This is a genomic window from Bacillus sp. Cr_A10 (assembly GCF_029222665.1).
Classification (GTDB): Bacteria; Bacillota; Bacilli; order Bacillales_A; family Planococcaceae; genus Psychrobacillus.
Genome location: NZ_JARHXR010000006.1, coordinates 184819 through 207014 on the forward strand (window position 1 = coordinate 184819; position 22196 = coordinate 207014).

Genomic DNA, 22196 nt, shown 5'->3' on the forward strand with positions numbered 1-22196 from the left:
ATTAGAAAGCGAGGCTTTTTTTAAGAATTTACAAATTGACTTTATAGGAATGAAATAGTATAAATACTATAAGTTTAATAGGTATTATTTTAATGAGAATTTTTTCAGAGTACTATACTAAATAAGGAGGAGCTAATACTATGTCAAAAATATATATTATCCATGAAAATGATGAGTGGACTGTTCATTTAACGAAACGATTAGAAGAATTGAATCTACCTTTGAATCTTGGCATCTTGATAAAGGAATTGTAGATTTAACTTCGGAACCTCCACAAGGTGTATTTTACAATAGAATGAGTGCTTCTTCTCATACAAGAGGACATCGGTATGCACCTGAGTTGGCAGGGGGAGTACTTGCTTGGCTGGAGTTCCATGGACGACCTGTATTTAATGGAACAAAGGCATTAAATTTAGAGTTGAGTAAAATTAATCAGTACACTGCTCTTGAAGCAAGTGGCATTAAAACACCTAAAACGATTGCTGCAGTAGGAGCAGAACAAATTATTTTAGCTGCACAAAAACTTGGGAAAATGCCATTTATCACAAAGCATAATCGTGCTGGTAAAGGACTAGGTGTTCAACTATTTCAAACGATTGAAGCTTTAGAAGCGTATGTGAATGGTCCGTTGTTTGAAGAACCAGTGGATGGAATCACGTTAATTCAAGAGTATATCCAATCACCAGAATCCTATATTACAAGAGCAGAGTTTGTTGGCGGAAAATATGTATATGCTGTGAGAGTAGATACCTCGGAAGGATTTGAACTATGTCCCGCAGATTCTTGTCAAATTGGAGATGCATTCTGTCCTGTTGGAGAAGAACCAGCAATGAAGTTTGAGATTAAAGAGGATATAGATGCTTCTTGGATTGAGCGATATGAATCATTTCTCCAAGTAAATAAAATTGATGTGGCAGGAATAGAGTTTATACAAGATGTAAATGGCGAGGTTTATACGTATGATGTGAACACTAATACTAATTACAATGCAGATGCAGAAGCGAAAAAACAGAAATATGGAATGTTGGAACTTGCTAAATTTTTAGGGAAAGCGTTAGAAAATACAAAAGTTAATGCTTGATGTTATATACGGACTACTTTCGTAAATTGGAAGTAGTCTTTTTTAATTGATCTTATAAAACACGAAGTATCTCAGGAAATCTCGGGGAGTATCTCAGAAAATCGTGGAGAATCTCAGAAAATCTCAGGAGTATCTCAGAAAATCTCGGAGTATCTCAGAAAATCTCGGGTGTATCTCAGAAAATCTCGGAGTATCTCAGAAGATCTCGGAGAATCTCAGAAAATCTCGGTGTATCTCAGAAAATCTCGGAGTATCTCAGAAAATCTCGGAGTATCTCAGAAAATCTGGGAGTATCTCAGAAAATCTCGGAGTGTCTCAGAAATTCCCGGAGTATCTCAGAAAATCTCGGAGCATCTCAGAAAATCTCGGGGAGTATCCCAGAAAATCTCAAGAGTATCTCAGGAAACCCGGGAGTATCTCAAGAATCGCTTACTTGTAATGAGCTTTTTCGTTTAAAGGACTTCTAAAGAGGAAACAGATAGGGTAGGAGGTTTTAATTTGAAAAATTATGATGCAGTTATAATTGGATTTGGTAAAGGTGGAAAAACACTTGCTTCTGAGCTTGCAAAGCATGGGAAGAAGGTTGCGGTTATTGAAAAGTCTTCTAAAATGTATGGAGGCACATGCATTAACATTGCTTGTATCCCAACTAAATCACTCGTTCATTCAGCGGACAAAAGAAAATATTCTGAAACACCGAAAGAACAGTTTTACAAAAATGCTATTGCTAAAAAAGATGAGTTAACTTCTTTATTACGAAATAAAAATTTTCAACTGTTAGATGATCAAGAAAATATTACAGTGATAACAGGTGAAGCTATCTTCTTAAACGATGAAAAAATTCAAGTGAAGACTTCGGAGGAACAACTTGAAATAACGGCGGAGCAGTTCTTTATTAATACTGGTGCCACACCAATTATCCCAAAAATAGATGGACTAGAAAATGCAAATTTTATATATGATTCCACAACCCTTCAAGAGCGTGAGGAGCTTCCAGAAAAACTAATTATTATTGGCGGGGGCTATATTGGATTAGAATTTGCTGTCATGTATGCAAACTTCGGTTCTGAGGTAACGGTTATCGATGGGAATAAGGATTTTCTACCGAAGGAAGACCGTGACATCGCACAGGAAGCATTGAAAGTAATGCAGGAAAAAAATATTAAAATTATCTCCAATAGCAATGTAGAATCTGTAGAAAATCAGGATGATGGAGTAATTGTTACTTACAAAGAAAGTAACAAAAGCAATTCAGTATTTGGAAATGCAATTTTACTTGCGACAGGAAGAAAGCCGAATACAGAAGCATTAGGGCTTGAGAATACTACAATTAAAGTCAACGATCGTGGAGCAATCGTCGTGGATGATTCGCTTAAAACTACCGCAAATAATAGTTGGGCTTTAGGCGATGTAAATGGAGGACCACAATTTACATATATTTCGTTAGACGATTTTCGAATTGTAAAAAACGAGTTATTTGGTGACGGGTCCTATACGAAAAAAGAACGAAATAACATCCCTTATTCTGTTTTCATTGAACCTGTATTATCTCATGTAGGTCTTAATGAAAACATGGCAAAGGAAAAGGGGATAGACTATAAAGTTGTGAGTATGCCCGCAGCAGGAATACCAAGGGCTCGTATTGTTGAACAGACAAATGGATTGTTAAAGGCGCTTATCGATCCCGAAACAAACGAGATTTTAGGATGTACATTATTTTGTGAAGAGTCCAGTGAAATGATTAATATTGTAAAAGTAGCAATGGATGCAAAGCTTCCTTACACTTTTTTACGAGAAACGGTTTTTACACACCCAACTATGAGTGAATCGCTTAATGATTTGTTTTCGAAAGTGGAATAACGAGTATGCATTGACTCCCTATCTAACTTCTATAAAATAGAAGTATAAAGGGAGTGTTTTGAGATGGGTTTACTTGCTTTTGGTGCTATTTCATTAGTTATCTTATTAGGATTGTTTGTACTAGCAATTGCAATTTTTGTTTTATTAAGAATGTCGAAAAAGTAAAAAAGGGTGAACCACTTTATGATGGTTCACCCTTTAATAATAAATTGACAAGGAGAAAACGAGGATGAGGCATATTTGCATAATTGGTGGTACAGGAATGCTGGCGGAAGTTACAAAGTGGTATGCGGAAAACGACTGTATTGTTTCAGTGGTTGCGAGAAATGAAGAAAAACTAAATCGAATGAAATTTTCTTGTTCAAAGCCAGATAATATTAAAGAAATTTTAGTAGATTACTGTGATTCCAATACATTGCAAAAATTATTGAAAAATAACATCCACAAATACGGCCAATATACAGAGTTAGTAATTTGGCTGCACGAAGATGGATTAGCTTCACTTGAAACTATATATAGATTGTTAGATGACCAAAGTAGCATTTGGCACATAATAGGAAGTCAACGCGATGCACAACAATTTCGAACGCAATATCAACCATCCACAAAGATTGGTTATCATCTTATTCAATTAGGATTTCAAAGAGAAAATAATAGGAAAAGATGGTTAACGAATAATGAAATAGCGAATGGAGTTATCCAGTCGATTCAATCAGGACGTTCTTATAATTTAATTGGGGAGCTGTCGACTTAATAGGGTCGACAATTTTACATACTTACTAAGGTAACAGTATAATTGAAAATGGTTTAATATAGACAGAGTGACCTGGTCAATGGATCGGGTTTTTATTTTTGGAGGAAATAGGAATGAAATTAGTTTCTTGGAATGTGAATGGAATAAGAGCCTGTGTGCAAAAAGGATTTTTAGATTATTTTTATGAAGTGAATGCGGATATTTTTTGTATACAGGAGACGAAGCTGCAGTTAGGACAAATTGATTTGCAGTTAGATGGATACGAACAGTATTGGAATTATGCAATGAAAAAAGGTTACTCGGGAACAGCGGTATTTACAAAGATTAAACCACTTTCCGTAAGATATGGAGTGGGGGATTTTGAGTCGGAGGATGAAGGTAGAATTATTACACTAGAGTTTGAGGACTTCTTCTTAGTAAATGTCTATACTCCAAATGCGAAGCGCGATTTAACGAGACTGGCTTATCGTTTAGAGTGGGAAGACGAAATGCGAGCCTATTTGATACAACTGGATTCGCTAAAACCTGTCATCATGTGCGGGGATTTAAATGTAGCGCATGAGGATATAGATTTAAAAAATGCTAAATCTAATAGAGGAAATTCAGGTTTCACTTTAGAAGAACGTGGTAAAATGACGGATTTACTTGCCGAGGGTTTCTTAGATACTTTCCGTTATTTTTATCCGAATCAAGAAGGTGCTTATTCGTGGTGGTCATACATGAATAAAGTAAGAGAGCGTAATATTGGCTGGAGGATTGATTATTTTATTGCTTCTAAAGGATTGGAGCCAAGATTAAAGAGTGCATCCATCGATGCTCACACACTTGGCAGTGATCACTGTCCTGTTCTTTTAGAAATTGACTAGCTTAGATGAGAAATATTCAATATATTACGAGAAAGGGTATAATACTTTAGCTAAATAGAGTACAATATTTTTAAATAAAATATTCTGGAGGTTCCTATAGATGAATGCTTTAGCCGTACAATTAAACGAGAAAATGCAAAAAGAAAATCCTGCAATTTATGAAATGTTATCTGACTTAGGGAAGAACTTATATTACCCAAAAGGTATTTTAAGTCAAAGTGCGGAAGCTGGAAAAAAAGCGCATCGCTTTAATGCAACAATCGGGATAGCTACGGAAAATGGAGAACCAATGCATTTTCGTCATATACAAGGGAAGCTAGATTATAACCCTAAAGATATATATCCTTATGCACCACCACAAGGTAAAGAGGCACTTCGTTCACTTTGGAAAGAAAAGCTACTAGCAGACAATCCATCTATGAAAGACAAATCTATTGGTACACCGATTGTGACGAGTGCTCTTACTCATGGTCTAAGTATTGCAGCTGATTTGTTTATGGATGCTGGTGACGTACTTATTACACCAGAACAATATTGGGGAAACTATAATACCGTTTTTCAAATTAGAAGAGGTGGCAGCGTAGAAACATTTCCATTGTTCAATGAGAATGGTGGGTTCCATGTGGAAGCTTTCCGTGAGACGGTTGCTAAACAAAAGGAAAAAGCAATTGTGCTATTGAACTTTCCAAATAATCCAACTGGCTATACACCTTCCATTGAGGATGCAAAAGCAATTGTTCAAGTATTAAAAGATGTTGCTGAAACAGGGACAAAATTAGTTGTTCTATTAGATGATGCATATTTTGGATTGTTCTATGAAGATTCGATTAAAGAATCATTATTTGGTTTATTAGCTGGAATTCATTCGAATATTTTACCAGTAAAAATTGATGGTGCAACAAAAGAAAATTATGTGTGGGGATTCCGCGTAGGATTTATTACGTATGCTGCTACTCCAGATGTATTGGATGCGCTAGAACAAAAAACAAAAGGAATCATTCGAGGAACAGTATCAAGTGGTTCTCATATTTCTCAAACGATTCTTTTGGAATCACTTCAATCAGAAGAATTTTTAAAAGAAAAAGAAGAGAAGTTCCAAATCATGCAAGGAAGAGCGGTTAAAACAAAACAAGTACTTGCGAATGAAAAGTATGCACCTTATTGGACGTACTATCCATTTAACTCTGGCTACTTCATGTGCTTGAAATTAAACAATCTTGATGCTGAAACGTTAAGACTTCATTTGTTGGAACAGTATGGAGTAGGTGTCATTGCAAGTAATAAAACCGATATTCGTGTTGCATTTTCATGTGTAGAGGAATCAGATATCGAAGAATTATTTGATTTAATCTATGCAGGTTGCAAAGACCTAACTAAATAAGAAACGACTTATATATAACTGCTCATGAGTTCAATCTCATGGGCAGTTTTTTTATTTATAGTATGAAAGCGTTAACATTTATCTTGAACTTGAAACATAAACTATTGAATAGGATTTTAATAGATTAAGGGGGAAAGAGATGCGAAGCAGAGGGTTATCAGTATGGGCACAAATCTTTATAGGTTCATTAATTGTTTTTGTAGTTTTATTAATGATATATCTAGTAGCAGCTTATGAAAACTTGGATAAAGAGAACGAAGAAGCTCCGTATGTCGGCATAACAGTAAAAGAAGAACCAGAGAAAGAAGAACCAGAGAAAGAAACCAAAGTTGCGCCAAGTCCATCTAATCCAGATATAAAAGTGGATTATGCTTCAACAGAATGGACGACGCATGGTGGGGATTACTTTAATAGACGTTATTCCACATTGAATCAGATTACAACAGAAAATATTGGCGATTTAAAACCTACCTGGGTAAGTAGTTTAGGTGGATCTGGTGCAGAGGGAAAATATTCAGGTGAAGCAACTCCGTTAGTAGTGGATGGAGTGATGTATATAGCGACTGGGGCTAATGACGTTTTCGCTATAGACGCAAAAACAGGAGAACAAGTCTGGGTATATAAACCAGATATCCCACAAGAGATGGATACAGTATGTTGCGGATGGACAACACGAGGTGTTGCGGTTGGTGATGGCAAAGTATACGTGGGATTGTTAGATGCTCGTTTAATCGCTCTCGATCAAAAAACAGGTGAACTTCTATGGGAAACAGTAGTAGCAGAGTGGGAAGAGGGTTATACAATTACAAGTGCACCACTCTATTATAATGGTAAAGTCTACACAGGCGTTTCTGGTGGAGAGTATGGAATTCGAGGACGTGTGATGGCATATGATGCTGATTTAGGATTTGAAGTTTGGCGATTTTATACAATTCCAGGACCAGGGGATATTGAAGGGGATACTTGGCCTTCTGATAATGATGCTTGGTTAACTGGTGGAGGACCAGTATGGAATACACCATCAGTAGATCCGGAGCTTGGTTATATTTATTTTGCGACTGGAAATACAGGACCTGACTTAGATGGTAGTAGTCGTGAAGGGGATAATCTATACGCAAATTCTATCGTAGCAGTGAACGCAGAAAATGGAGATTATATATGGCATTTCCAAGAAGTGCATCATGATATTTGGGATATGGATCCTACCAACCCAGTTATTTTATTTGATGTAGAAATGAACGGACAGATGCGTAAAGGTCTTGGGCAGGCGGGTAAAACTGGTTGGGTATATTTATTAGACCGAACGGATGGTACCCCGTTAGTAGGAATTGAAGAAAAACCAGTTCCACAAGATGAACGTCAAAAAACAGCTGCCACTCAACCGTTTCCAGTCGGAGATGCATTTGTCCCACAAGGTGTAACTGAAGAAGATGTAAAAAACGATTTAGACCCAGCATTTACAGGTCAAATTGGAAGTATCTTCACTCCGTTTTGGGATGTGCCAATTACACTTAAACCTGGACCATTTGGAGGAGCAAACTGGCCACCATCCGCCTACAATCCTGATACCGAGTATTTTTATGTATTAGGTAATGACCACTACATGTCATTCGAAAGAAGTGAATTAAGTGAGTTTAAGGAAGGTGACGCGTATTTTGGTAGCGTTTTTGGACCTGTTCAAAATGCACCGACAAGAGGGACAGTTACTGCAATCGACGTAAAAACAAATAAAATAGCATGGCAACAAAAATGGGATGCTCTAGCCTATAGCGGTGTGTTAACAACTGCTGGAAATCTTGTGTTTGTAGGTCATAATGATGGTCGTTTAATCGCTTTTGACGCTAAAACTGGCGAACAAGTGTGGGAATATATGATGGATGCAGGTGCAAATGCGCCGTCTATTACGTATGAAATTGATGGGGAGCAATATATCACCATTTATGCCGCAGGAAACGCCCTTGCAGGTTCAAAACATGGGGATAAAATCTATACATTTAAATTAGGTGGAACTTTACCTGAAGGGCAAGTAATTGATGCATCCGTTAAAATTTCTGATTCGGCAAAAGTTGATACAACGGAAGGTGAAACAGTGAGTGCAAATCCTGATAAAGGAATATCTGTTTATGATGCCAACTGTTTAGCGTGTCATGGTAACCAAGGGGCAAATGGCCACAATGGTCCTAATCTACAAAATAGTAAAGTTGCCGAAAGTAAAGAGCAAGTCATAGAACGACTAACGAATGGTGGAGTATCCATGCCATCATTCAAGGATACATTGACTGCGGAAGAGATGGAAGCAGTTGCAGATTATGTGGTATCTGTAATATCTCCGCAGGGCAACTGATGTAAAAAATAAAATTGTTCAGGAGTTTTCTCTCCTGAACTTTTTTATTTACTTTAACTTCTCTTCGACTTACTTAAAATCAGTCATAAAATATGACTCAGATTGAAGATAAAACGCATTTAGCTAAGTGGTTCTCGTTCATTATGTTGATTTTGTTTCATCATTTTCTATTACCTCAAGATTATTCTTCCTGAGTATATAGAGATAATAAGGTAGCATTTTATTGGTTTGGAGGAGCGTCCGCTCGACTCCTGCGGGAAAAGCGAGACAGACGAGACCCCACATGAAACGCTAGGGAGGAAGGAAGGCTAAGGCCGCCTCTTCCTGAGGCAACGCCTTCATGACCAACATCGTGTTGGCCTGAGGAGGCTCGTCGCTCGCCCGCGGAAAGAGAGCGGTAAGCTTCGGAAAACCTGATCTATTCTATATAAATAAACTCGAGTTTGTCTACAGCCTGAGTCATCAAATGATGACTGGTTTTATAATGCTTAAATATCCAAGAATAAGGGTAAATAGTGTATACTGAGTTCATATGTTATGGAGAAGGGGATATTCATGAATAAAAATTATCCAGACGACGGTTTAGCATTACATACTGATTTATATCAAATTAATATGGCCGAATCTTATTGGGCAGATAATATGCATGAAAGGAAAGCGGTGTTTGAACTATTCTTTCGGAAGCTACCATTTGGTAATGGGTATGCAATTTTTGCTGGATTAGAGAGATGTCTTGATTATTTGCGTGATTTTCATTTTACAGAAAGTGATTTAGCTTATTTAAAAGATGAACTTGGATATAGAGATGATTTTATCGAATATTTACGTACGCTTCGATTTACGGGAGATGTATATTCAATGGTAGAAGGAGAACTTGTTTTTCCGAATGAGCCAATTATGCGCATAGAATCTTCTTTAGCAGAGGCACAGCTAGTGGAAACTGCCCTGTTGAATATTGTTAATTACCAAACGTTAATTGCAACAAAAGGATCACGAATCAAACAAGTGGTAAAAGATGAACTCGCAATGGAATTTGGTTCTAGAAGAGCACAAGAAATGGATGCTGCAATTTGGGGAACTCGTGCTGCTTATATAGGCGGAATTGAGTCGACCAGTAATGTTCGTGCGGGAAAAATGTTCGGTATTCCGGTCTCTGGCACACACGCTCATTCACTCGTGCAAGCTTATAAAAGTGAATATGAAGCTTTCCATTCATATGCAAAACGCCATAAAGATTGTGTTTTCTTAGTGGACACTTATAATACACTGAAAACCGGTGTTCCTACTGCTATAAAAGTAGCAAAAGAGCTTGGAGATAAAATTAATTTTATCGGGATTCGTCTAGATTCTGGGGATATCTCCTTCCTTTCAAAAGAAGCTAGGAAAATGCTCGATCAAGCTGGATTTACAGATACTAAAATTATCGTATCTAATGATTTAGATGAATATACAATTTTAAATTTAAAAGCACAAGGCGCAAAAGTAGATAGCTGGGGTATTGGGACGAAACTAATCACAGCATATGATCAGCCGGCGTTAGGAGCTGTTTATAAAATCGTATCTATTGAAGATGAAGATGGAGTCATGCAAGATACGATTAAAATTTCCTCTACTACAGAAAAAGTAACAACTCCAGGTCAAAAGAAGCTATATCGAATTATTGATAAAGAAAATGGTAAAGCAGAAGGCGATTATATTGCAATGCATGATGAGGACCCGACACATGAGAAACGATTAAAAATGTTCCACCCCGTTCACACATTTGTATCAAAGTTTGTAACAAACTTTGAAGCAAAGGATTTACATGTAAAAGTAATTGAAAATGGCCAAGTAATTTATGACATTCCTGAGTTGAATGATGTTCGCAAATATGCACATGAGAATTTGGATTTGCTATGGGATGAGTATAAACGTTCTCTAAACCCTGAGGAATACCCAGTCGATTTAAGTCAGAAGTGCTGGGATAATAAAATGCGTAATATTCAAGAAGTTAAAGAAATGGAACATAATTTTATTTTGCAAAATGGAGGTTGATTTAAAATGACTAAAATGCAACATGAGATTATTGAAGCTTTAAAGGTTAAGCCGAGCATTAATGTAGAAGAGGAAATTCGAACAAGTATTGACTTTATGAAAGATTATTTAAAGAAGCATCCGTTTTTAAAAAGTATGGTATTAGGTATTTCAGGAGGACAAGATTCTACACTAGTCGGAAAGCTTGCACAGCTTGCGGTCAATGAGTTGAACGAAGAAGCGGGAGAAGATAAATATTCTTTTATCGCGGTTAGTTTGCCATTTGGTGTGCAGTTTGATGAAGCAGAGCGTCAAGATGCACTAGACTTTATTCAACCATCTAAGCGCATCACAATAAATATTAAAGACGCCGTAGAAGCAAGTGCACGTGCGCTTGCAGAAGCGGGAGTAACCCTTTCAGATTTCGCGAAGGGGAATGAAAAAGCAAGAGAACGAATGAAAGCACAATATTCAATTGCTGCAATGTACAGTGGTATTGTGTTAGGTACAGACCATGCAGCAGAGGCGGTCACTGGTTTTTATACAAAATATGGTGACGGTGGGGTAGATTTAACACCTATTTTCCGTTTGAATAAAAGACAAGGAAGACAACTGCTGAAGCATTTAGGCTGTCCTGAACATTTATATTTAAAAGTGCCGACAGCTGACTTAGAAGAAAATAGACCCGCTATTCCTGATGAAGTCGCTTTAGGAGTTTCTTATGAAGAAATCGATGATTATTTAGAGGGTAAAGAAGTATCAAAAGAAGCATCAGATGTTATTGAAGGTTATTATAAGCGTTCTATGCATAAACGATATATGCCAATTACTGTTTTTGATGATTTTTGGAAGTAATAAATGAAGGGGCTGTCCAATAAGTCCCAAAATAAAGCAGATGGAGAAAAAAACCCGTTTTTCTCCATCTGCTTTTGTGTTTCCATCTAATAATATTGATTGAGTGAAGTAGTTGATTGGAGTGAAAGGCGGCGACTCCTGCGGGAAAGCGAGACAGTCCGAGACCCCGCACGCAGCGCTAGAGAGGAAGGAAGGCTAAGGCCGCCTCTTCCTGAGGCAAGGCCTTCATGACCAACATCGTGTTGGCCTGAGGAGGCTCGGCGCTCGCCCGCGGAAAGCGTCCGCCTGGAACGGAAGTCCATTGAACTTTTTAATAGAAGCGACAAAGAACGTGGCGGCCCTTAAAAGTCACTTTTTATGACATTCAGGACAGCCCCTTTCCATTTTTCAATTCTATTTGTATTATTTTGTAATTTTAGGTATGCTAATTATATATTTTATTAATTTTCGAACTAATCTATCAATAGAAGACTCTGGGGGAAATCAGATGAATGATCAATTGCAGATTCAAGATATTATTATAAATATAGAAAAGGTTATGATTGGGAAAAAGAATATTGCAGAATTAGCTGTAGTTGCTTTACTGGCAGATGGACATATCTTACTGGAAGATGTGCCAGGGGTAGGGAAAACGATGATGGTGCGAGCACTTGCAAAATCAATTGGTGCTGATTTTAAACGAATCCAATTTACACCGGATCTCTTGCCCTCAGATGTTGTTGGAGTGTCTATATATAATCCAAAGGAAATGGAATTCGAATTTAGACCAGGTCCAATATTAGGCAATATCGTGTTGGCAGATGAAATAAATAGAACTTCCCCAAAAACTCAGTCTGCACTTCTTGAAGGGATGGAGGAAGCTTCTGTTACGATTGATGGAATTACAATGCCAATACCGAAACCATTTTTCGTAATGGCAACGCAAAATCCAATTGAGCATGAAGGTACTTATCCACTTCCAGAAGCACAGTTAGATCGCTTTCTTATGAAGTTGAAGATGGGCTATCCACATCCAAGTGAAGAAATAGAAGTATTAAATAGATTAGAGAAAAGAATGCCCATTGATGAGCTAAATTCTGTTGTTTCTTTGGATGAATTGATTGGTCTTCAAAAGAAGGTGAAAAACGTCAAAGTGGATGACACGATGAAGGGGTACATTGTTGATTTGGCTAGCCGAACGAGAGAGGATACATATATTTATCTTGGTGTCAGTCCAAGGGGTTCTATTGCTTTAATGAGAGCATCTCAAGCTTTTGCGATGCTTAAAGGGAGAGATTATGTTATTCCAGATGATATACAATATTTAGCCCCATTTGTATTTTGTCACCGTATCATATTAAGACCTGAAGCTCGCTATGATGGTATTTCTACAGAAGAGGTACTTTCTCGTATTATTAAAAAAACTCCAGTACCTATTAAGAGGAAAGTAAGTCAATGATGAGAGGCTTAAGGCAACTAAAGAAGCTAAAAGGTGTTATTAGTATATTCATCCTTCTAGTTGCTAGTTTTGTTTACGCTATGTTCCAAGGAGGATTTGTTAGTTGGTTCCTTTTTTATCTAGTCATACCTCTTTCTATCTACTCTTTGCTTTTATTTATTTATCCAATTTCTAAAATAAAAGTAGAAAGAAAGATTGAAACAAGAGAGATATATAGTGGTGGGAAGTTCTCGGCCACGATTCTGGTTAAAAGAAGCAATCGTTTTCCACTAATGTACACATCGTTTGAGGAAAAGGTTAGTGACAGTTTGCAACAGTCAACATCTTGGAAGCAAATCACATTTTGGGGAATGAAAAAAGAATATAAGTGGACGTATGAAATAGAACAAATACCGAGAGGTGAGCATGAACTTGAAGGAGTAATCATTCGGGTAAGTGATTTATTTGGTTGGGAAAAAAAAGAGGTTTTTATTCCTAATAAGAAAACAATTTTAGTTTTTCCTAACTTAACGGATATGGTGTATATTCCTATAGAATCGAGATATGATCAAGGAGCGGCAGCATCGAGAATTCAAACAATGAAAGATACTTCTATGGCTACTGGGGTGCGGTCGTATCAGCCTGGAGATCGTGTTTCCTGGATTCATTGGAAATCGTTTGCTCGAACACAAACTCTAAAGACGAAAGAATTTGAGGATCGGCAATCGCAGGATTTGTTTGTACTAATGGATCGAAGCCCCTCTGTATTATTTGAAGATATTGTAGATTTGACAGCATCTATCATGCAAGCGATTGTTCGAAGTCAGGCATCTAGTGCGTTCCTTTCTATTGGGGACACTCGATTTTATGTTCCTACCGTTCAAGGTGAGGAGCAGCTTCATAGGGTGCTGTATCATCTGACGAAGGTTCAAGCTGACTTGAAGAAGCCAATAGAGCAAACGATCTTAAATGATTTATCAATTGGACAAGCAACTTCTCTTTTATATATAACGAGCAATCTGACATATGAATGGATAGATAGTATTCAAAAAACAGCAAGTAATTTACGCGTTTGTACTTGCTTTCTAGTAAAAGATAAAGAGCTTAAGTTAAAACGAGAAGAGAGTTCATTGCATCAATACGCTGCTAGCAGGGGAATTGCCGTTCAAGTTATTACAAAGGATCGATTTGCACAAGCGTTTTTGGAGGTGAATCGTTCATGAATGAAAGACCACAAACTTCATTTTTATCCTTTGTTATTTACTTTTTTGTTTTCGTACTACTAGTTGAATGGCTGAAACCAGTAATAGAGTTAACTGATACGGATCATTTGAAATTGTTTAGTGTATTTTTAGCTATATCTTTTTTATTTTACTTCGTGAAATTAAATTGGAAATTTACCATTCCGATTAAAATACTATTTATTAGTTGGGTGCTTGTTGCTATTCATACGGACCTATCCTTTTTCTCTAGTGAATCGATGTCTTACTTAGTTAATACTTTACAGGAAAATGTGAAGTTCTTAATCTTTCAGCAATGGCAGGAAGTGACGGACTCTTTCCGTACGTTATTATTTTTTATTCTTTTGTGGATGACAACCTATTTATTGAATTATTGGATTCGTGTAAGGAAAAATATACTGTTATTTTTTGTATTAACGGTATTATTTATTACTATTCTTGATACGTTTACACCATATAACGGTGAAAAAGGTATTATTGTTGTATTAATAAGTGGATTCATTATTAGTGGCTTGTTATATGCTCAAAAAGTGATGACTGAAAATAAAGTACAAGCCTCAAGTAAATTTCTCTTTTCCATAATAGTTTCTCTTTTTGGGTTAATGGCAATTAGTGGAGCCATCGCATATGTTTTGCCAAAAGCTGGACCAAGTTGGCCTGACCCAGTACCATTTTTAACTTCATCTAATCCTTTGACAGAAGAAGAGGGTAGTGGAAAAGGGGGGAGTGTTACCCGAAAAGTAGGTTATGGTGAAAACGATGAAAAGTTAGGCGGAGCTTTTCTAAGTGATGATACTCCAGTGTTTAGTGCTACTGTTCCAAGAAAACAGTATTGGAAAATTGAAACGAAGGATACGTATACTTCTAAAGGTTGGATACAATCAGATGGCGAACCTCAGATTACTAGTTATGAAGTAGGTACACCAATCATTTTGGATATTCCACCTGGAGTCGAGGAAAACAACTCATCCGCTAGACTTGAAATGAACCCAACATTTAATTTTGAATTTATCATGCAACCCTATGGATTAACAAATGTAAACGCAGAAGAACCCGTCACGCTTTCTCTCGATGGAGCTAACCAAAAGATAACAAGCTATAGCAACGGAAATTTAGCTCCTCTTGTTCGTTATGACCTTTCATATAGTGAACCTGTTTATAGCTTGAAGGCTCTTCGAGGACAGACGGAGGAAAGCTTGAATGGCTTAACAAGTGATTTTGATCGATATTTGCAATTACCAGATACGCTTCCTTCTAGAGTTAGAGATTTGGCTGTTTCTATAACAGAAAACAATAACAGCTTATACGACAAAGCTAAATCCATTGAACGATATTTTAGTAGAAATGATTTTCGATACGATCAGATGCTAGCAGCAATTCCTACGGGAGATACAGATTATGTAGATCAGTTTTTATTTGAAACAAAGATAGGGTATTGTGATAATTTTTCTACATCAATGGTAGTAATGTTAAGGTCACTTGGTATACCTGCAAGATGGGTTAAAGGTTTTACTGCTGGTGAAATTATTGGTAATAATAATGGTGTACCAGTGTATGAAATAACAAATAACAATGCACATTCCTGGGTTGAAGCGTATTTTCCAGAGGTAGGTTGGATGCTTTTTGAACCGACTATCGGCTTTTCGAATAGTCCTGATATAGATTATGATTTGGATATTAGTACTAGTGAAGAAGACACACCAGTTCCTCCTTCAGAACAAAAGCCCGAACAGGAAGAGAATGAAAAGGAAAAGAAAGAAGTTTCCAAAGGCTTTACGGAATTGATGCAAGATGGACTGAAATGGATTTCTGAAAGAAAGGCGCTTATTTTCTGGTCATTGCTAGGGTTATTAATTTTGAGTTTACTAGCATATCAGTACAGAAGAAAATGGATTTCCAAAGTGCTCATACCTGTTTATCGTATACGAAAGAATGATTGGGATACATTCGAAAAAATGTACCATCAATTATTGAAACAACTCAGTTCTTATGGACTCGATAAAGACCAAGGGCAAACGCTGACCGATTATGCTAAGAAGATCGATACATACTTCGGAGGTAGTCACATGAAGAGGCTAACCCAAACGTATGAAAGAGGTTTTTATGGGGATAATCGTAATGAAATCGATTATACTTTAATGAGAGAAAGTTGGGAAAATTTAATCAATCAGTTAAGCGGTTGATTTTAGGCTCTACAACCTGTAAACTGAAGTCAAATTAAATTGACCAAGTTGCCCTCGTATATGTCCGATAATATGGTTCGGATGTCTCTACCAAGTTACCGATAATAACTTGACTATGAAGGTGAATGCAGTCATGTCTTTTTGAGACATGTGCATTCACCTTTTTGATGTAGAGAACATAAACGCGTAGAAAGAGGAAGTGCTTTCTTACGCGTTTTTTTATCTTATCCAATACAGTGTAGAATAAACGAAGAGCAATTTTGGAATACTTAAAAGAAGAGGTGGATGCCAATGTCTTCAACTCCATTGTTGAAAGAACAAGAAAAAATTGTCGTGCTAGATTTCGGTAGTCAATATAATCAATTAATCACGCGTCGTATTCGTGAATTTGGAGTGTATAGTGAGTTGCACCCACACACAGTTACTGCAGAAGATTTAAAGAAAATGAACGCAACAGGAATCATTTTCTCTGGTGGTCCCAATTCTGTTTATGATGATAATGCATTTCATATTGACCCTGCGATCTATGAAATTGGGGTTCCGATTTTAGGTATTTGTTACGGAATGCAATTAATGTCTCAACATTTCGGTGGGAAAGTGGAAAAAGCTTCTCATCGTGAATATGGTAGAGCAGAGATTAATGTGAAAAATGCTACTGCATTATTTGGACAACTTCCTGCAAACCAAGTTGTTTGGATGAGCCATGGTGACCACGTAACTGTTGCACCGGAAGGCTTTGAAGTAATAGCAACTAGCCCAGCGTGTGAAGTAGCTGCAATGGCGAATGAAGAGAAAAAATTATACGCTGTTCAGTTCCACCCTGAAGTAAGACATTCTATTTATGGTATTGAATTACTTCGTCAATTCGTATTTGATGTTTGTCACGCAACAGGTGATTGGTCGATGGAAAGCTTTATCGAAATGGAAATCGAAAAAATTCGTCAAGAAGTAGGCGACAAAAAAGTTCTATGTGCCCTTAGTGGTGGAGTAGATTCTTCTGTAGTTGCTGTTTTGATCCATAAAGCTATTGGTGATCAATTGACTTGTATGTTCGTGGATCATAACCTTCTTCGTAAAGATGAAGCAGAGGGTGTTATGAAAACCTTCTCTGAAGGCTTCCATATGAATGTTATTAAAATTGATGCTCGCGAACGTTTCATGAGCAAGCTTGCTGGCGTTTCGGATCCTGAGAAGAAACGTAAAATTATCGGTAATGAATTTATCTATGTATTTGATGATGAAGCTTCTAAGTTAAAAGGAATGGATTTCCTTGCGCAAGGAACGTTATATACAGATATTATCGAAAGTGGAACAGCTACTGCACAAACTATCAAGTCTCACCACAATGTAGGTGGGCTTCCTGAAGATATGCAGTTCAAACTGATCGAGCCTTTAAAAACATTATTTAAAGATGAAGTACGTGCACTTGGTACAGAGCTTGGTTTACCAGATGAAATCGTTTGGCGTCAACCATTCCCAGGTCCAGGTTTAGCAATACGTGTACTTGGAGAAGTAACAGAAGAGAAATTAGAAATCGTTCGTGAATCTGATGCAATTCTTCGTGAGGAAATTGCAAAAGCTGGTTTAGAACGTGACATCTGGCAATACTTTACCGTGCTACCTGATATCCGCAGTGTTGGGGTAATGGGTGATGCACGTACGTACGACTACGCAATCGGTATCCGTGCAGTAACTTCTATTGACGGAATGACTTCTGACTGGGCACGTATCCCATGGGACGTATTAGAAAAAATTAGTGTTCGTTTGGTTAATGAAGTACCGCATATCAACCGCGTACTTTATGATGTTACGAGCAAGCCACCAGCAACGATTGAGTGGGAATAGGACTGCGGAGTATTATAGCTTGAACAAGTTATAAACACAGTCGTACCAATGTCTAATGCATTTTGTTAAGCACTGATTTAGTGATTAACGTGCAACTATTTATATGTCAAAATTAAATCCTCTTTTAGTTATTTATAACAAGTAACTAGAAGGGGGTTTTTTATTTTGGTTAAAATTAGTGATTTAATTGATGACTTTAAAATGAATCAACAAATTCAAGGTCGTAAAGATAAGTATAATGAAAACCATTTGGCTATGAATTATTTTACTAAGTTTACTGATATATGCAAGGTTAGGCAGTACACTAATAAAGTAAAAAGGTTTACTTCAGTAAAATAAGGTATATTATATTTGTTAAATAGATTCTCTTTAAAGACAAGAAAAGTAGGTGAACAAAGTGGGGAAATATCAATTGGATACCAAAGGTCAGGTGGCTGTGGCAAAGTATCATGAAAAACACAAGCCTGCCAAATATGATAAAAAGCAGCAACTTGAAAAAATACGTGCGGAGTATTTGAAAAAAAAGCAAAAACAAACAGATAAATAATATGAATGAAAACATAGGAAGACTAAAATCTCCCTATGTTTTTCTTATTCGAAGTTCTTTTTTTCAATTGATGATAGAGTTTGTTATTCTCCTAAATTTCAGATTCGGTGACAAAAAACTCGTCATCAGATATCCATTTTTTACTAATTGATTTTGACATTGAAACGAAATAGCTATTATTCAAAATAATAACGTTGTAAACAGGGGGTTCACCAGCTACAATTGAGGACAAGAATTACATCATTTGAACAGATTTTTCTGTTTTGATAAAAAGCGTAAAATCCTTATATATCAGTGGTTGGCGAGCGTACTGTATGATATTACTTCTAAGCCACCAGCAACGATTGAGTGGGAATAGTAAATAAAAGCCTAAAATCCAATGAGTGGATTTTAGGCTTTTTTTAGTCTTGAGAAGAAACCGATAAATAGATGCTAATTGTTCCGTCTGTCTTATACCATTCAAAATCAGTCTGGTATGTTCTTGGGACATCACTATGCCAAATTTCTTTCCATGCCATGCCAACGCTATGTGGATCGTTTTTTTCTACTTTCCAAACAAAATATTTTCCTTGTGGAATAGTGACACTTGATTTTCCGGTTGAATTTTCCGTTCCAATAATAAAATCAAAATTCCCAGTGTAATCACTGTCGTAATTAGTATAAACTGCGAAAATGTCCTCTTCCACTGTATGTTGTTTCAAAAATTCTCCCCATTGATTAGCAAAAACATCACTATTATTATTGTTCGTTCTCACTTTGTTACCTTGTATCACTATAGAAGAAATATTTTCTCTCATTTTACATCTCCACCTTTCATTTGAAATGTATCATGGAATGTATGACAACTGATTGTCATCATTTATCTTTTTATTAATTTTATTTAGTTCGCGGTAATAGGAAATTTTTAAAGCCTCGGGTTTTACAACATCAACAGAGGAGCTGAACATCAATAGAAAAGGTAATAGATTTTGATTATTATCATATGTAAAAGTGACAGTAATATCATTGTGGTTTACTTTTATTTCATCTTCTAAGAAAAAATCGTAGAGCTTGCCTAATTGGTTTTTTGAAAAAATCAGTTCAACTTCCTCGTAACACTTTGTTGAGATAGTTTCACTTTCTATTGTTTTAATACATTCTTCTTCTAATTCTTTGTACTCTCTAATTCGAGTAAGCTTAAATAATCTTTTATCCTGTCTCTTATCACAATAAGCCTCCATAAACCAACTTCCGTCTTTTAGTTGTAAATTAGACGGGGAAACGATTCTATTAGTATTCTCTCCGCTCATAGACGTATATTTTATTTTCAATTTTTTCTTATACGTGATTGCTTTTCGAATGGCTTTTATTTTATCTTTTATTTCTTCTTCTATTTCTTTTCTGTGAAGAGTAGGTGAGTAGTAAGAAAAGTTTTCAAACGCATCAGCAATGCCCTGTAAATTTTCCAACTTTTCTATGAGAATTTGGTTATCTTCTTGCAACATATTTTGATGAATATTTAATGCATCAATTAGTTTTTGTTTTTCAACATCAGTGAATAAGTGTTTGTCCATTTTATAGGAAGGCATCAAACCAACCCCTCCGTTTCTACCATGAATGGAGATAATGGGTAGACCAGACATTGATAATGACTCCAAATCTCGATAAATTGTTCGCTTACTGACTTCAAATTTTTTGGCCAGTTCTTCCGCAGAGATTTTATCTGTATTTAATAAAAGTACTAAAATCGAAAATAATCTTTCTGTCTTCATGATGATTTCCCCCATATACTATTTCACTTCTAATCAGGATTTTATCTAACTTCATATTACTATGAGATTCTGGGAAGTTGATAACTTATTGTATTAAGTAAAATTTTCAGAATAACGAACTATAAGTGAAGATATTTAAAAAACGTTCGGATTTGGTATTGATTTTTACATTTAATAGTGTTATATTACTATCATAATTTGAATATGTCGTCGTATAACGTTGGGAATAAGGCCCAAAAGTCTCTACCGAATCACCGTAAATGATTCGACTACGATTAGTTTGAAAGTGTAAAACTTTCACTGATTAAGGACTTTAAAGCATACGACCGTTAATAGGTCATATGCTTTTTTTCGTTATCAAGACAAAAAAATGGAGGATCTCATGAAAAAGTATTTTCGATTTGAAGAACTAGGGACAAACTATCGCAACGAGATTATTGGTGGTTTAACAACATTTCTAGCAATGGCGTATATCCTAGTAGTAAACCCGATGACTCTATCACTTGAGACTGTAGAAGGTTTACCAGATTTTATGTATATGGATAAAGGTTCGGTATTTACAGCAACAGCTATTGCGGCTGCAATCGGATCAATCCTGATGGGTGTATTAGCAAAATATCCAATTGCCCTAGCACCAGGAATGGGACTAAATGCATTCTTCGCATATACAGTTGTATTAGAATTCGGAATTCCATGGCAAGTAGCGTTAACCGGAGTTTTTGTAGCAGGTGTTATTTTTATTCTTTTATCATTATCCGGTATTCGTGAAACAATTATTAATGCAATCCCAGCTGAATTGAAATTTGCAGTAGGCGCGGGAATTGGTTTATTTATTACATTTGTTGGTTTACAAAACTCAAAAATTATCGTAAGTAATCCAAACGTAATTGTTGGTTTAGGAGATTTAACAGATCCAAACGTCCTTCTAACAATATTCGGTTTAATCATTACAGTTATCATGATGGTTAAAGGTATTAAAGGCGGAATTTTCTATGGTATGTTGATCACCGCTATAGTCGGGATGATCTTTAGCTTAGTCCCGATTCCAAAAGCAATTATAGGACATGTACCAAGTATGGCTCCAACTTTTGGAGCAGCGCTTGATCCAATATTCAATGATCCATCGTCTCTATTAACAGCTCAATTTTTAATCGTAGTTCTAACATTTTTATTTGTTAACTTTTTTGATACAGCAGGAACATTAATTTCTGTAGCAAACCAAGCAGGTTTAATGAAAGAAGGAAAGCTACCACGTGCAGGTAAAGCACTTCTTGCAGATGCAATTGCAACAACAGCAGGTGCAGTAGCTGGTACTTCAACAACTACATCTTATGTAGAATCTACTGCAGGTGTTGCGGCAGGTGCACGTTCAGGTTTTGCAGCAGTAGTAACGGGAGTTCTTCTATTATTATCTTTATTCTTCTTTCCATTATTAAGTGTTGTTACTTCTTATGTAACTGCACCAGCGTTAATAGTAGTAGGGGTATTAATGGTATCTTCCTTAGGAAATATCGAATGGACTAAATTTGAAGTTGCAGTTCCGGCATTCTTCGTTATTATTGCAATGCCGTTAACATACTCTATTGCAACTGGTATAGCAATTGGATTCTTGTTTTATCCAATCACAATGATCATTGCGGGACGAATAAAAGAAGTGCACCCAATTATGTATGGACTATGGGTAGTATTCCTCGGTTATTTTATATTCTTATAATCAATCATCGAAATGAGAGAGACCTTGCGTCTCTCTTTTTTGTTTTTTTATAAAGTCTTTTTTAGCAAAGTAGTATAAAAATAATAGAAGGAAATTTAATAATATGCTCTAAACCTTTGCGAATAAAGGGATTTCAAGATATGACACTTTTTTTTGAAATATAGTTGTATTTTTCAGAATAAAATGTTATTATGTTTTTACATCTTTTTATGATTTTGGTGTTGACGCAGCATGTAAAAGGGTGTTAAGATACAAAGGTCGCCAAAACAAAACGGCAACATTAACTACATGAACATTGAAAACTGAACATGCAAAACGTTAAGACATATAGCTTGATAGACTAA

General features: G+C 36.3%; 16 protein-coding genes, 1 pseudogene and 2 riboswitches. Of the genes and pseudogenes, 15 read left to right on the top strand and 2 right to left on the bottom strand.

Going from position 1 to position 22196, the window contains the following annotated elements; all coding sequences use genetic code 11:
- Positions 1-140 precede the first annotated feature (140 nt).
- From P2Q73_RS04070 to P2Q73_RS04135, 14 genes and pseudogenes are all read left to right on the top strand, one after another.
- Positions 141-1081 (top strand): annotated as a pseudogene (locus tag P2Q73_RS04070) (ATP-grasp domain-containing protein).
- A gap of 498 nt (positions 1082-1579) precedes the next feature.
- Positions 1580-2941: an FAD-containing oxidoreductase gene (locus P2Q73_RS04075; RefSeq protein WP_275784190.1), complete on the top strand. Its 1362-nt coding sequence runs from the start codon at positions 1580-1582 to the stop codon at positions 2939-2941.
- 229 nt (positions 2942-3170) lie between these two features.
- Entirely contained in the window at positions 3171-3695 is a 525-nt protein-coding gene (locus P2Q73_RS04080) for a Rossmann-fold NAD(P)-binding domain-containing protein (RefSeq protein ID WP_275784192.1), read from the top strand.
- Positions 3696-3808: 113 nt separating this feature from the next.
- Positions 3809-4561 carry an exodeoxyribonuclease III gene (locus P2Q73_RS04085; RefSeq protein WP_056830644.1) on the top strand — a complete coding sequence of 251 codons (753 nt, stop codon included), beginning with the start codon at positions 3809-3811 and terminating at the stop codon, positions 4559-4561.
- A gap of 100 nt (positions 4562-4661) precedes the next feature.
- Complete coding sequence (locus tag P2Q73_RS04090) at positions 4662-5942, top strand: aminotransferase class I/II-fold pyridoxal phosphate-dependent enzyme (RefSeq protein ID WP_275784195.1); 1281 nt, start codon at positions 4662-4664, stop codon at positions 5940-5942.
- A 139-nt stretch (positions 5943-6081) separates the two neighbouring features.
- Positions 6082-8286, top strand: a complete 2205-nt coding sequence (locus P2Q73_RS04095) for an outer membrane protein assembly factor BamB family protein (protein WP_275784198.1) — start codon at positions 6082-6084, stop codon at positions 8284-8286.
- 555 nt (positions 8287-8841) lie between these two features.
- Entirely contained in the window at positions 8842-10320 is a 1479-nt protein-coding gene (locus P2Q73_RS04100) for a nicotinate phosphoribosyltransferase (RefSeq protein WP_053591879.1), read from the top strand.
- 6 nt (positions 10321-10326) lie between these two features.
- Positions 10327-11154 carry an ammonia-dependent NAD(+) synthetase gene (nadE, locus tag P2Q73_RS04105; protein ID WP_056830651.1) on the top strand — a complete coding sequence of 276 codons (828 nt, stop codon included), beginning with the start codon at positions 10327-10329 and terminating at the stop codon, positions 11152-11154.
- A gap of 487 nt (positions 11155-11641) precedes the next feature.
- On the top strand, positions 11642-12592 hold the full coding sequence (locus P2Q73_RS04110; protein ID WP_275784202.1) for an AAA family ATPase: 951 nt from the start codon (positions 11642-11644) through the stop codon (positions 12590-12592).
- The gene (locus P2Q73_RS04115; RefSeq protein ID WP_345798827.1) at positions 12589-13794 is read left to right on the top strand and encodes a DUF58 domain-containing protein; all 1206 of its coding nucleotides are present in this window, start codon (positions 12589-12591) and stop codon (positions 13792-13794) included. Before P2Q73_RS04110 ends, P2Q73_RS04115 begins: the two co-directional genes overlap by 4 nt.
- Positions 13791-15995, top strand: coding sequence for a DUF4129 domain-containing transglutaminase family protein (locus tag P2Q73_RS04120; protein ID WP_275784205.1), 2205 nt, complete (start codon positions 13791-13793; stop codon positions 15993-15995). The genes P2Q73_RS04115 and P2Q73_RS04120 overlap by 4 nt, the downstream gene beginning before the upstream one ends.
- A 34-nt stretch (positions 15996-16029) precedes the next feature.
- A riboswitch (purine riboswitch) is annotated at positions 16030-16131 on the top strand.
- A 155-nt stretch (positions 16132-16286) separates the two neighbouring features.
- Positions 16287-17840 (top strand): glutamine-hydrolyzing GMP synthase, encoded by a 1554-nt coding sequence (gene guaA, locus P2Q73_RS04125; protein WP_053591883.1) that lies wholly within the window; start codon positions 16287-16289, stop codon positions 17838-17840.
- A 165-nt stretch (positions 17841-18005) separates the two neighbouring features.
- On the top strand, positions 18006-18179 hold the full coding sequence (locus P2Q73_RS04130) for a hypothetical protein (protein WP_275784209.1): 174 nt from the start codon (positions 18006-18008) through the stop codon (positions 18177-18179).
- A 58-nt stretch (positions 18180-18237) separates the two neighbouring features.
- Positions 18238-18387: a hypothetical protein gene (locus P2Q73_RS04135; RefSeq protein ID WP_056830658.1), complete on the top strand. Its 150-nt coding sequence runs from the start codon at positions 18238-18240 to the stop codon at positions 18385-18387.
- A 401-nt stretch (positions 18388-18788) separates the two neighbouring features.
- Here P2Q73_RS04135 and P2Q73_RS04140 read toward each other — a convergent pair whose 3' ends face one another.
- Both P2Q73_RS04140 and P2Q73_RS04145 read right to left on the bottom strand, forming a co-directional pair.
- Positions 18789-19184 carry a GyrI-like domain-containing protein gene (locus tag P2Q73_RS04140; RefSeq protein WP_275784213.1) on the bottom strand — a complete coding sequence of 132 codons (396 nt, stop codon included), beginning with the start codon at positions 19182-19184 and terminating at the stop codon, positions 18789-18791.
- 30 nt (positions 19185-19214) lie between these two features.
- On the bottom strand, positions 19215-20138 hold the full coding sequence (locus P2Q73_RS04145; RefSeq protein WP_275784217.1) for a helix-turn-helix transcriptional regulator: 924 nt from the start codon (positions 20136-20138) through the stop codon (positions 19215-19217).
- Positions 20139-20328: 190 nt separating this feature from the next.
- A riboswitch (purine riboswitch) is annotated at positions 20329-20430 on the top strand.
- 90 nt (positions 20431-20520) lie between these two features.
- On the opposite strand from P2Q73_RS04145, the gene P2Q73_RS04150 reads away from it, so the two are divergent.
- A complete protein-coding gene (locus P2Q73_RS04150; RefSeq protein ID WP_053591887.1) occupies positions 20521-21852 on the top strand; it encodes an NCS2 family permease in 1332 nt (443 codons plus the stop codon).
- Positions 21853-22196 lie beyond the last annotated feature (344 nt).